We start from the raw sequence: 12816 nt of genomic DNA, 5'->3' as shown, positions 1-12816 counted from the left end.
TTTATGAAATACGTTTTGTTATCTTTTGGCTTCTTTTTAATAAAAAGAAGCCAAAAGATAACAAAGCTAATTTATAGAACCAGCCAATATATATTTACTGCTGGTCATCATTATGACCTCTGTTTTTAATATTTAAATGTTGCAGTTAATGTTATCTTACGTCCATCAGCATGCGCATACTCTGCATCTCTTGCCATTAACATTGAAGCCGGCGTATAATAAGTATTATTAAGCAAGTTTGAGATACCTAAATTAAGTTCCCAATCCTTTAAACTTATTCCTGTTGAAAAGTTGAGTAAATTTATACTACTAACTTTTCCTTCACCCTCGTTATATATACCATTATCTGTGGTGTCAAAGCGGTTACGGTCTCCTGTATGAACGTAATGTAGCTGCATATACATATTTTTAATAGGAGCATAATCAATATATACAGCAAACTTGGCTGCTGGGATAGATATGTTAGACATATAGGTATCCCATTTCTCTGAAGTAGACTTGAGCTTCCCCTCAAACCATGAGAAATTGGCACCTGCTTTTAAGTTGTTTAATATTTGCGCATCTGCATTCAATTCCATTCCATATACCTTTTGAGGTGTTCGGTTGACTACCCAAAAACCAGCTTCATCAATCTTAAGATCGCTACCCAACTTTGAATAGGTATAAAAAACAGATCCATTTAGCTGTAACCTATGATTGATATCTGAGTATACACCTAACTCAAAGTTATTTGTCTTTACTGGATTAGTAATAATCTTGGATAAAACGTCTTCTTTAGCTGCACGCAGCGTCCGCCCTAAATCAAAAATAGAAAAACCTTGCGAAAAAGCAACGAAAGGTTGAAATATCGACAACTTATTGAAAGATATGCCTGCATTAAATGAGAAATTATTATATTTTAGTTTACCTCCCTTAACATGTACTTCAGGACTGCTGAGTTTTGTACGCAATATATCGTAATCAGGTACATTGACATCTATAACGTCATAACGTCCTCCTAATTTTACATGAAGACATTCCCAAAGAGTTGTCTTTGTTTGCAAGAATGGAGCATGATTACTACTCTGAAGTTTAGGAACCCAATAACGTCCATCTACAAGTGGCTGGGAGGTTTCATCCAAAAGATAATCATATCCATAGGTAAGACGAGTGAAGAGATTTTCAGATATTGACAAGAATGTATTAAATTGAGAACGGAAACCTATCTTTTGATCTTTGATGGTAGCTTGTCCGCTTTTTTCTTCCCAGCGCGGTTTTTTCGGGTTATGTTTTCTGAAATCAAATATTGTGTATAAACTTGTACCATATATAGACGCCTCAAAATCTGTATTTGAGAATAATTTACGAGAGGAAAATTTTAAATACGCATTATGGTTATAAGGTGTACCCTCATCAGCAGCCTGTGGGTCTTTTTCACCGAAGATACCTATAGCTGGACTCTTTAGATATTTTCCTTTTTGCTGAACAAGAGCAGTATGCTGCAGGCTCCGATAGAAATTATACATAAATTCTAACTTATTTTTGGCTGATAATGCATAGCTTAATTTAATAAGAGCGTTTGACGTATAAGTATCACCTAATCCATAGCGTGGAGAGATATATTCACCAGAACCATCAATACTACTACCTGTTTTTACAAAAGAACCGCTAACAAGATAGTTTAATTTATCTATAGAACCATAAAGTTGTTGGTTGACACGATAGCCCATTCCTTGTGTTCCATGATAAAAATTATAAGTTGAACCTGAGAGAGAAGACGCACCGGCAATCTTTTTATTTTTTGTATTCTTTTTTGTGATAATGTTTATTACACCTCCAATAGCACCATTTCCGTATAATGCAGTCGAACCCTTTACTATTTCAATGTGATCAATAGCAGAAACATCTATAGAACGTATGTCTCGGTCTGTAGATCTTAATGGAGTGGATTGTGGAATTCCATCTATTAATATGAGCGCGCCCCTGCCTCGAAGAGATTGGGAGCGTGAACTTGTTGTATTGCTTGCTAACGCCATGCTTGGAGTGAGTAAACCTAAAAGGTGAGATAAATCAGGTTCAGCTTTACTCATTGTTGCAATTTGCTTTTGATCTATAATTGTTACTGTTGCAGCAGCATTAGACTTTATTTCAGGGATACGCGTAGTGTTTATAACAACTTCCTTTAAAAGATACGTTGAATCTGTCTTAATATGCTCTTTGGCATTACCAAATGCATACATCATAACAATCATACTCAGGATTAAGTATTTTTTCTTCATGTGAAATAATATTTGTAAATAATAAATTAAGTGATTCATTTTAATGTCTTTGATGAACACTAAATTAGTTTGCAAAGGTATTAAAAAAATAAAAATATTACAATACCTAAAAATCATGAATCTTCATCAACTCTTAGTAAATAGTCAAAATAAGCCACCCTTCACACTAACATCAACTCTGTTGTTCGCACGGCACTTTCATTTAAAAGGTCGTTTGTTTCATTCGTTGTAAAACAACAATGTCCTTAAATGAAAGAGCCGTGCCAAAAGATAACAAAACGTATTTCATAAAAATTTAATGACTATATGCGGTGGTAATTTATAGAACCAGCCTACAAAACAACGGCTGCAAAAAAAACAGATATTCAGCAATTAAAAGCAGAATGAGAATAACTGTTTTTGAATGATAATTGACAACAACATATTTGAAAGGGCTGACCGCATTGCTGCGATCAGCCCTTTTAAGATATCATTTTCCTTTTGGGGGGAATAAAGCTGAGAGAATCTACTTGATCCGCTCCACGGTCAGTCCGCCCGGCTGGCCCGGCTCTATCTTGATATATCTACCCATGATTTCTGTTTGTTAAATGTTAATACTTAGTGTTGTCTTGCCCCGTCCGCAGGCGCGGATTGCGTTTCACGGCGGTGTCATTTTACGACGCGCACCAAGCGCACGGCGTTGCCGCTGACTCCGCCTTTCGATCCGAATGTCGCGTCGATCGTGATGTTGTAGTGGTACATTTGTTGCAGAATAGGCAAGGACGTGGATGTCCAGTAGTTGAAGTGGCGGCCTATCTGTTCTATCTTGCACTCGCTACCATTATAGCCATTGTTCCATCCGGGAAAGGGCAAGAAGAGGCAGCCCTTCTCGGTGACGGCTTCCATCTTGAGGATCTTGCCCAGATTGCCGCTCTCCACGTTGGTTTCGAGGGTTCTTTTGCCGAAAGTCGAACCATTCGGTGCGGTGAAGAGCGACATTGCAGTCGATTTGTTCATTCCATCGGGGAATATCACGATTCCAGCCTGGTCCACATTTCTCTCCACGGTACCATTGCCGTTGAGGTCGAGGAACGCGAGGGCAAAGGCAGGCGTGCTCTTGTCGTCAGGAAATGTGCGCGTGTCGAACAGATACTGCCAATCGCTCAGGCTGGGGGTTACTAATGGGTCGTTGCTGTCGCCCAGCTTCGCGTACTTGGTCCAGTCTTGATCCTTGCCCTGGTACTCGGTCTTTGCCGTGGGCTGGAAGTATTTGCCCGGACTCTTGTCGACGAGGGTGGGTTGTTCTGGTTTTCCGAAGAAGAACATGTCGAACACGGGGTTGGTGGTGCAGCTCACGTTCCATGCGCCTTTGTTGTCCTGCGTACAGGTGTAGATGCCGAAGTAGTAGTTGTTAGCGTAGCTGGTGGGGGGCACCATGATCCACTGCTTGGGGGCGAGTCGGTAGTATCCCTTCAGCACGTTGTACTTGGCTTCCAGCTCTTGTGGGTTGTCCTTGCCCTTGCGGTAGAGGGTGTTGGGAGAGATGTGCTTGCGCACGGTGAGTGAATATACCTGCTTGGGCATCATGTACTGCAGGTTGCCGTCGGTGAAGTTTACCTTCTTGCCATTGTCGCTCACGGTGAACACGGATGGGGTGCCAGCGGCGGTGCGCACGAAGGCGTCGGCGCTGTTGCCTACGGTCGCCGGTTCGGCTCCGGCGGAGACGATTTTTTTGGAGGTTTGCTTGTCGGTGTAGATGTCGAAGGAGATCGTGGCCTTGTCGGTCGCTTCCTTGTTGGGCACCAGAGGGAGGTAGATGTCATAGGGCTTATCAGGGCTCGCCGCCGTCGTGAACACAAATCCCTCACGCACGTTGCTCTCCCTTCCCGCCATGACGGTGCTCTCAATGTTTCCGCTTGCCGCGTCGACGGTGGCCTGCAGGGGTACGTCGCCGTGTACCACGAGGGCTTTGTATGTGCTGCCCAGGAGCGGGTCGTATTTGCCCTTGACGCTGAAGTGGGCTGCGGCGAAGGCGTTCTTGAGTGTCACGTCTTCCAGTATGCCGGCCTTGTCGCCGTTCATCTTCACCGTTCCTTCTGCGTTAAGGGCACAGAGGCTTTTCAGCGATTCGTGCTTGCCGTCGAGCTTAGAGAAGTCGAACATGATCTTGCCGTTCACGATGCGGGATGTATTCGTGTTGGGGCCGAGGTAGAATATGCGGACCTTTTGTCCGGCTGTCAACCCGTCTACGGGGCCTTCGAACACGCCCTTCTCCTTGCCTATGCCTTTCTTGATCGTGAGGGTACCGATGGCTTTGCCGGCATCGTTCACCACAAGTAGTTCGTCCTTGTCCTCCCACAGCCACGGATTCTTGTCGTCGCCCTCGGTGAGGTAGGCGCGCGTGCCGTCGGGGCCCGCCACGCCGGTCGAGGCGGTCATGGTGAGCATTACGCCCTTTGCTGGTGTATCGCCACCGTCGATGAAGTCTTCCTGTCCGGAGCACCCGGTCAGTGCAAGCGCCACGGCGGCCGTTACGGTCACCGCTGCCTGTCTCATTGCTTTGATTGCTTTCATACTGTCTTTCTTAATCATTTTTGTCGTTTGATGCTTTTGTTTCGTAGTCGCTTTCCTGTAAGCTGCTTCCGCCTACCACCCGGTTTTCCAGTCGCTGTTGAAGGACTTGCTCAACCTAGTCGAGTTTCATTCTGAACCTGATGGGGCGCTGTCGTCTACCTCCTCCCAGTCGCTTTCATCACTGTCCATCGAACCTCTTATTCCGCTGCCGGCGAGCAGGCTCTGTTCCATTTCCGTGGGAACGGTTTCAACATTGGGTGTAATGTACTTTTTCTTTTTCATTTTGCTCGTTTTTTTGATATTGTTCTTTAACTGATAATTATACTTGAGAAATGTCTATTGTTTCCATACCCGCTCCTCGCGCGCGTATGCGTATGTTTAAAAAGAGAGTTGACCGGCGGTTAGCCTGTGTGTTAGCAAATTATTCGGAACTACCAAATAATCTGTCGGAAAAATCACGCTGTCATCAAAAAAGTTTCGCATTTTACACACGCTGCACATTGCTTATGACGTGGCGCGAGCCACGGAGTTGATATATCGGGGGCAAAGATACGAAAATTGTCCGATAGTTCCAAGCGTGCGGCCTGTTTTTTGTCTTCGGCAAAGATTTTTACTGTTTATAAGGCTTAAAACTTGATAAAAAACCGTCTGTTCTTTTCTATTTTAGCACTTTTGGAGACCCATAAAAAGTATTAGAAATGTTGACAAAAGAATGAAAAAAGTATATTGTCAACACGTAAGAAAGATGAGCAAATATTTACAAGAAAATAGCCTTGATTTTGGGAATGTGCCGCCTGCTGAAGTGTTTGCGTTATAAGAAAAAGGCTTTATAGGTGTTAATATTTGTAACTTGCCATAAAAACGAAAAAGAAAATACTTACTTTTGCAAACCATATAAACCATAAAGAATATTACAATGAACAAAATGAACATTTTGAAGTATTTTTCACTATTCTTGTTTTTGACGTCAGCGATTGTTTTCACGGGATGTAGTAAGAGTGATGATGGTAATGATAAAGTAAAGGTAGCCGACTATGCTAAAAACATTGTTGGCACATGGGAAATGGAAAGCTGGTCTATCTCTCTTGCTGACAAGAAAACATCAGCGAAATATGACGTTGAGGTAAAACTTGATGCCATAAGAGGTTCAAAAATGTACATGAACGGCATGGAACTTGACGAGAAAAAGCTGAAGGAGCTTGGCCTTAAACTGACTGTAGATGATTTTCCTGTACAAAGGCTACAGTTTGATAAAGACCACAAAGTGATAGATTATGAATATGATGGTGGTTGGAAGGCAGGCGAAGAAAAATCCACATACGATATCAAGAATGATGTGCTTACCATGACATCAACATCGTCGCATATCATGTCTATGGAAATACTCTCTATGAAGCAAAATTCTTGCATATTTAATGTGCCTAAACTTGTAGAAGAAATGATGACAGATTATAAATTGACAGAAAAGTTTGATGTAAAATCAGCAAAGCTCAAAATGAAGAGAGTAGGCTGATAGCATTCCTTGCTTGTACAGAATAGTCTTTTTCCTGTTATGAATATTTGGAAAAAGACTATTTTTCGGTTCATCCGACATTTCGAGTGATACGACAATCGTGTAGTGCATAAAGCCTGAGAGTAAAATATCTTTCATCTTTGAATCCGTATGCATTGCGTTTCATTACTTTTATCTTGTTGTTTATTCCCTCTACTTTTCCAACCTCTAAACGACCTCTGAAAAGTAAGATTTGTATAAAACAAAAGTATCGCAACTTACTGAAGTTACGATACTTACGGATTTTTGAAGTTTTTCTCAACTCTTTTTACAGAGTACTTCACGCGGAGAGAGAGGCTCTTTCTCTTGAACTATCACAAGCTACCAAATCGCATCAATCTATTGTAATATAGCAGTTTGCGCAAATTATTAATAAAGTGAGATTTCACGGAAAATCTTTGGTTATATCGTTTTTAGGGTGTAACTTCGGGTGCATAAATCAATACACCCGAAGGTATGAATATCAAACGGAACATCATCTTCACGTTAGAGAGCAGGAAGAAGGACGGAGTTCTTATCACAGAGAACGTGCCGGTTCGTATGCGTGTTAATTTTGCGTCCAAGCGGATTGAGTTTACCACTGGCTACCGCATTGATGCTAGCAAGTGGGATACAGATAAGCAACGTGTGAAGAATGGTTGTAGCAATAAGTTGAAACAATCGGCTTCTGAAATCAACGCTTCACTCTTGGAGTATTATACAGAAATACAGTCAATCTTTAAGAGGTTTGAGGTAGAGGACGTAATGCCAACGCCCGAACAGATAAAGAAGGCTTTCAATGCTTTGCACAAACCTGTGAGCGAAGAACCTAAGCCAAAGAAAGAAGCGTTGCCTTGTGATTTCTTTCAGGTGTTTGATGATTTTGTCGAGGATTGTGGACGTCAGAACAATTGGACGGACTCCACGTTTGAGAAATTTGCAGCCGTAAAAAATCATTTGACCAACTTTTGTGAAGGACTTACCTTTGAGTTCTTTGATGAGCGAGGCTTGAATGACTATGTGGGTTATCTCCGTGACGTAAAGGAAATGCGCAATTCGACCATTGGCAAGCAACTGAGTTTCTTGAAGTGGTTTTTGCGCTGGGCTTTCAAGAAAGGTGTGCATCAAAACAACGCCTACGATAGTTATAAGCCTAAACTCAAGAGTACCCAAAAGAAAATCATCTTTCTCACTTGGGACGAACTCAATCGTCTCCGAGAGTTCAAAATCCCTTCCAACAAGCAGGCGCTCGAACGTGTGCGTGATGTTTTCCTCTTCCAATGCTTCACTGGTTTGCGCTATTCGGATGTATTCAACCTCCGCAGAAGTGATATTAAAGACGACCATATTGAGGTTACAACGGTCAAGACTTCCGATAGCCTGATTATCGAGCTGAACAATCACAGTAAAGCGATTCTTGACAAATACAAGGATGTGGCGTTTGAAAATGATAAGGTCTTGCCTGTGATTACCAATCAGAAAATGAATGACTATCTCAAGGAATTAGCAGAAATGGCAGGGATTGACGAGCCTGTGCGCCAAACGTATTACAAAGGTAATGAGCGTATTGACGAGGTTACACCTAAATATGCCCTGCTTGGCACACACGCAGGTCGTAGAACATTCATTTGCAATGCGCTTGCATTGGGTATTCCTCCTCAAGTTGTGATGAAGTGGACAGGGCACAGCGATTACAAGGCTATGAAACCTTACATAGATATTGCGGACGATATTAAGGCAAATGCCATGAGTAAATTCAATCAATTATAACACCGAAATAATATGAGCCAAGACATAAATAAAGCAGAGAAACAAGATTTATCACTCGTTGTACGAGCCATCGGTGCCGACCTTGAACATACACAAATACACTTAATAGCCTCTGCAAACGCAGACATGCTTTTCCACTATTGGAAAGTGGGACATTTTATCCTCTATCACCAAAGGAAAGAAGGTTGGGGAAGCAAAGTCATTGACAACCTTTCTAAAGCGATACGTTCTAAATATCCGGACAAGAAGGGGTATTCTCGTAGAAACCTCTTCTATATGTGCCAATTCGCCAGTGCTTATCCGTTGGAGGTGCTGAAAGAAATGGACAGAGTAGATGGCTTGCTCAAAACCCCTACGGTAGAAAATATTTTGAGCTTGACAAATGAACTCAATCAAATTGTGCAACAACCTGTTGCACTAATTCAATCCACAGATAATCAGCTGAATACAATTACGCAACAACCTGTTGCACAATTGGGAGAAGTCTCTGAAACGCTATCAGCTATCTACCACAGCGACATCAGTCAGATAGAGGAAATCTTCAAACATTCAGCCATTGTTCGCACCAACTGGGCAAGCCATGTTATTCTGCTTAATAGCAAGCAGCCTTTGGGTAAGCGTTACTGGTACATTACGCAAGCAGTTGCTAATGGGTGGAGTCGCAATGTTCTGCAAATGCAGATAGAAACCAATCTTTTTGCTCGGCAGATTACGGCACAGAAAGTGAGCAACTTCTCTGTGCGATTACCCAAACCGCAAAGCGACCTTGCCAACTATCTGATGAAAGACCCATATATCTTTGACATAATGGGACAGACAGATGAAATGGCAGAACGAGACATTGAACGGCAATTGATTTCGCATATCACCAAATATCTTTTGGAAATGGGCAGTGGCTTTGCATTTGTGGCACAGCAGAAGCATTTTGAAGTAGGCGATTCTGGTTTTTATGCTGACCTTATTCTCTATAACATCCAACTGCATGCATACGTTGTTGTCGAACTTAAAGCCACACCTTTCAAGCCTGAATATATGGGGCAACTGAACTTCTATATCAATGTTGTGGACGATACCCTCCGTGGCGAACACGACAACAAGACCATTGGCTTGCTTCTCTGCAATGGTGGCGATAAGGTGGTGGCGCAATATGCTCTCTCTGGCTACGACCAGCCAATCGGTGTCAGCGATTACCAACTCTCAAAGGCTATTCCTGAGAATTTGAAATCGGCGCTGCCTACGGTGGAAGAAGTGGAGGAAGAATTATCTAAAATAGCAACAATCTAATTCCAAAACCTATAATATACCAATGAGGAAAGATAAAGACAAAATAATTCTTGAAAATGGAGATGTGTTATACAGATATGGTCTAGAACAAGATTATCCTGACGTTTGGTGTAATAACATACACAATCCAGAGTACAATTTCGATGGACTTGGACACAAAAATCAAATTGGAGCCTATTTCTTTTATAAGGATAAAAGTACCGCTAAGAGAGTGTTGAAAGTCGCAATAAAAAAACAAGAAGAAGAAAAAGGTAAGATAGTTGAAAAAGCCACTCTTACAACTTGTACTGTTCGTGAAGATATTGTGTTGTTAGATCTATTTTCTGGTATCGAGAGGTGCAGTAACATGATAAGTGTTTTAAGAGAATTAAATTTAGATGTTGTGACTAATTCTTTCTGTAATTATCAGAAACAAGCATGTTATACCGAGATAGAGCGTGACTTAGAATTGCTTTATTCAGGAAATTGTACAGAAAAAATAGGAGCAGCCGCAAGAATTGATGATTTCTTCTATAAAAGCCCCCCATTGTTAGGGCAATCATTAACCGATTTTAATAATGGAGTTGCTTTTAAGGAAATGCTCATTCACAATCATTGGGAAGGTTATGTTTTTAAGGAGGAAGAAACTAGTAACACTTATTGCCTCTTGGCTGCTACAAAACTAACAGATCCTGTACATGAATCCTTAAGTAGAGAGAGTTTATTATCAGGTGCATCAGATTCATAATTTCTTCAAACGCTTCTTCAACTCTCCTTGCTCTTGTTGGATATGTTTCTGTTCCATCAGCAACTCGGCTTGTCTTTGTAGGGCTTGTTCGTAATCAATGACTTTCTGCTCTAACTGATGGATGGATTTCGGATTGCGATGCGAAACAAACATACTGTCAAGATAAACGAAGTCTTCACTTGTGGCTTTGCCTTGCATACGCAGATAGCGGTAGCGAAGGTCGTAGTCAGAGGAGGTTTCAAGTTCATGAGCACCCATGGCGAAGAACCAACAACTGACCATAACCAAGCCGCAAACTAACAGGAGCAATATGCGCTCGGCTAATTGCACGCTGGCAAAGAGTGAGTAGTTCTTGTACTCTACGGACTTTTGTTGCTCACGGATGAGCTGCTGTAAGGCTTCAAACTTTGGGTCAAGTTTTTTGCTCGACTGCGAGAGTGCTTTCAAAACAAAAAGTTGGTGTTCCTTGATTTTGGTTTGCGTCTCTTTGGAGAGATGAATTTGTACGGTCTCTTGCGTTGTAGTGCGCACTGTTGTTGAGTTGGCAGGTTGTTCTGCGAGCGTGGTGCGCAGTTCTGTTTGCACCTTAATGATGGCTTTGCATTCTTGTTTGAGTTCTTCGAGAATATCGAGAACTGGTGCTATTTCGTTGTTCATAAGATTATAATTTTGAGGTGATTAAATTCTACGTTTGCGGTTGGCTCTGTTGCGAAGTTTCTTTTGGAATCGGAGTTCATCAACGTCTACGCCTCCGCTGGGCATAGGCATCGTAAAGATTTCGTCAAGTGCATCGGATAAGTCGCTTGCAAATCCGCTCTCATCTATCGAATGTGCCATTGGCTCTTTCGATAGATGTTGCTGTGCCTGTTGAATGTTTCGCTCTATCTCTGCATTAAGGCGAGAGAAAGAGCAGGATCGGTCTATCTTTGAGCCACTGAAACTGAAATCGTCTTTTATAAAGATGATGCCTTGCACTACGTCTGTATTGCCTTTTGTTTTGAAACGAGTGGTAATGCCTTGTTTGTCTAAACCTGCGACAAAGCCTTTCCAATTCTTCGATTGGGGCAACACAGCTTTGATGGCATCGAATATCTCATAGCGCAATTTATCTTCTCCTCGCAGGCGTTGGCGGTTTACCGCCTTCTTCCCTTCGCCAAGTGTCAAACCGTAACGCTCAGTCAGTTCTCGGCAAATCTTCGTAGAGCGGTATTTCTCATTGCGGTCGCTGATGGTCTTGCCATCATTGCCAATGCGATTGATGCAAATGTGCAGGTGCGGATGCTGGCGGTCACTGTGCCTTACAATAAGGCTCTGTGTGTTCCCGTAGCCCATTTTCTCTAAATACTCATTGGCAATCTTCACCATCACATCATCTGTCAATCGCTCGGCATCGCTGGCAGAGAACGAGAGTATCGTGTGACAAACAGGCTTCTGCACATTCGGGCGCATAGAGGCTTGAAGGGCGAACTCGTGAGCGCATAGGTTTTGGTCGATAAAACCAATGTTATTACTCGCTAAAACCTTAGCTTTTCCTTCCTCTTTGCTGAGCATATAGTTGATGACTCCTCCGAAGTTTGCGCCTTTGATAATCTTGGCTATCATGGTTTCAAGCGTTTGATGAGTTCATGGATGAGGACTTTGAGTGCATTCAAGTCTTCATTGAGTGCATAAATGCCAAAGGCATTGAGTCGATGGGCTATCTGATTGAGATTGTTTGCCATACCCGAGACTGTACGGATGAGTTGCATCTCTTCGGGTTTGATGCGTGCCTTAACTTCTGCTTTTGTAATGAGCCGACGTAAAAACTCAGTACGAGTAATAGAGGTTTCTCGTGCTTTGCCCAATAGGGTGTAGTACTCCATGGTGTTGAGCCGTAGAAGTACTTGATATTTTCGTTTCTCTGATAAAGTTTTGGTGGGTCGCCCACCCTTATTCTTCTGTTCCATAATTGTTCTTTCTGTTGATGAGACCAACGGGATTTGTCCTCCCAACTTGGGGAGCAAGTAGGTTTTGAGATACTCAAAACACAAACTTGCTTCCCAGATACACGCTATCTTCTGATACCACGCTTCGTGGTCAGTAATAACGGCTGTTTCTCTTTCACTTTGGATTGAGCAACGAGCCATTCATTGATATCTTTGTGAGTTCGATAGCGAACAGAACCGTCTATGATAGATGGGCAAAAATGCTTCAAAACTTCAAACGATTTTCGTCCAGCATCATCATTGTCTAGAAAACTCTCAACTTGCTTGTAGCTTTTTATCTTCTCTTGAATGCGTGGCAAAAGAGCCAAAGAATTAAGAACTATGGTATCGCAAGTTGAAGAAGGATTTAGTGTTTGCCACGAGAGAAAATCCATAAATCCCTCAAAGACTTGTAGGCGGTCGGCACCTCTTTTAATCGTTGTAATTGCCTTCGGGGCGATACATCCTTTGAAATACATATTGCGGATTTCCCATCCCCAAGCATCGTTTGCAAATCCAATGGCATAGTATGTCCGATTCATATTTTGGAATAGAACTTCCGAGCAGTAGGCGCTGGCTACGGGAAGAGGAATAGCACGTGCTGCGAGATAGCGGAGCAAATAGGGATTGGAGAGCGGTTGCGCAGATAGGATTTCCAATTTGCCCTCGGAGATTTTTCTTTCACCGCCAAAAGAAAATTCTTGAAGCGCTACTTGTTTAGCACCACTT

The 12816-nt window shown here is 42.3% G+C and carries 12 protein-coding genes; 4 read left to right on the top strand and 8 right to left on the bottom strand.

Annotated elements, in window-relative coordinates; all coding sequences use genetic code 11:
- Positions 1–125 precede the first annotated feature (125 nt).
- The 3 genes from HMPREF0671_RS09440 to HMPREF0671_RS12320 form a co-directional block, all read right to left on the bottom strand.
- A complete protein-coding gene (locus tag HMPREF0671_RS09440) occupies positions 126–2258 on the bottom strand; it encodes a TonB-dependent receptor (RefSeq protein WP_036899927.1) in 2133 nt (710 codons plus the stop codon).
- Between the two features lie 648 nt (positions 2259–2906).
- On the bottom strand, positions 2907–4811 hold the full coding sequence (locus HMPREF0671_RS09435) for a hypothetical protein (protein ID WP_036899925.1): 1905 nt from the start codon (positions 4809–4811) through the stop codon (positions 2907–2909).
- A 126-nt stretch (positions 4812–4937) separates the two neighbouring features.
- Positions 4938–5093 carry a hypothetical protein gene (locus HMPREF0671_RS12320; RefSeq protein WP_156431106.1) on the bottom strand — a complete coding sequence of 52 codons (156 nt, stop codon included), beginning with the start codon at positions 5091–5093 and terminating at the stop codon, positions 4938–4940.
- A gap of 634 nt (positions 5094–5727) precedes the next feature.
- Here HMPREF0671_RS12320 and HMPREF0671_RS09430 point away from each other — a divergent pair.
- Positions 5728–6324, top strand: a complete 597-nt coding sequence (locus HMPREF0671_RS09430) for a hypothetical protein (RefSeq protein ID WP_036899901.1) — start codon at positions 5728–5730, stop codon at positions 6322–6324.
- A 70-nt stretch (positions 6325–6394) separates the two neighbouring features.
- Here the strand turns inward: HMPREF0671_RS09430 and HMPREF0671_RS12595 are convergent, their stop codons facing one another.
- A complete protein-coding gene (locus HMPREF0671_RS12595; protein ID WP_255347970.1) occupies positions 6395–6625 on the bottom strand; it encodes a transposase in 231 nt (76 codons plus the stop codon).
- A gap of 194 nt (positions 6626–6819) precedes the next feature.
- On the opposite strand from HMPREF0671_RS12595, the gene HMPREF0671_RS09425 reads away from it, so the two are divergent.
- Genes HMPREF0671_RS09425 through HMPREF0671_RS09415 form a run of 3 tightly spaced genes read left to right on the top strand, consistent with a single transcriptional unit; the run spans position 6820 to position 10123 of the window.
- Positions 6820–8112, top strand: a complete 1293-nt coding sequence (locus HMPREF0671_RS09425; protein ID WP_036899900.1) for a site-specific integrase — start codon at positions 6820–6822, stop codon at positions 8110–8112.
- 12 nt (positions 8113–8124) lie between these two features.
- Positions 8125–9396, top strand: coding sequence for a YhcG family protein (locus tag HMPREF0671_RS09420; RefSeq protein WP_036899898.1), 1272 nt, complete (start codon positions 8125–8127; stop codon positions 9394–9396).
- A 22-nt stretch (positions 9397–9418) separates the two neighbouring features.
- Complete coding sequence (locus tag HMPREF0671_RS09415) at positions 9419–10123, top strand: hypothetical protein (RefSeq protein WP_036899896.1); 705 nt, start codon at positions 9419–9421, stop codon at positions 10121–10123.
- Here HMPREF0671_RS09415 and HMPREF0671_RS09410 read toward each other — a convergent pair.
- The 4 genes from HMPREF0671_RS09410 to HMPREF0671_RS09395 all read right to left on the bottom strand — a co-directional run.
- On the bottom strand, positions 10118–10780 hold the full coding sequence (locus HMPREF0671_RS09410; RefSeq protein WP_036899894.1) for a hypothetical protein: 663 nt from the start codon (positions 10778–10780) through the stop codon (positions 10118–10120). The genes HMPREF0671_RS09415 and HMPREF0671_RS09410 overlap by 6 nt on opposite strands.
- A gap of 21 nt (positions 10781–10801) precedes the next feature.
- Entirely contained in the window at positions 10802–11725 is a 924-nt protein-coding gene (locus tag HMPREF0671_RS09405; RefSeq protein WP_036899892.1) for a relaxase/mobilization nuclease domain-containing protein, read from the bottom strand.
- Positions 11722–12069 carry a plasmid mobilization relaxosome protein MobC gene (gene mobC, locus HMPREF0671_RS09400; RefSeq protein WP_036899890.1) on the bottom strand — a complete coding sequence of 116 codons (348 nt, stop codon included), beginning with the start codon at positions 12067–12069 and terminating at the stop codon, positions 11722–11724. The genes HMPREF0671_RS09405 and mobC overlap by 4 nt, the downstream gene beginning before the upstream one ends.
- Positions 12070–12173: 104 nt before the next feature.
- Positions 12174–12816 (bottom strand): toprim domain-containing protein (locus HMPREF0671_RS09395; RefSeq protein WP_036899888.1); only part of this gene is annotated, 643 nt, incomplete at its 5' end.

The sequence above is a fragment of the Prevotella sp. S7 MS 2 genome (assembly GCF_000762865.1).
Taxonomy (GTDB): Bacteria; Bacteroidota; Bacteroidia; order Bacteroidales; family Bacteroidaceae; genus Prevotella.
The sequence above is the reverse complement of the archived record's forward strand: the minus strand, read 5'-3'. Positions and strand labels throughout refer to the sequence as shown.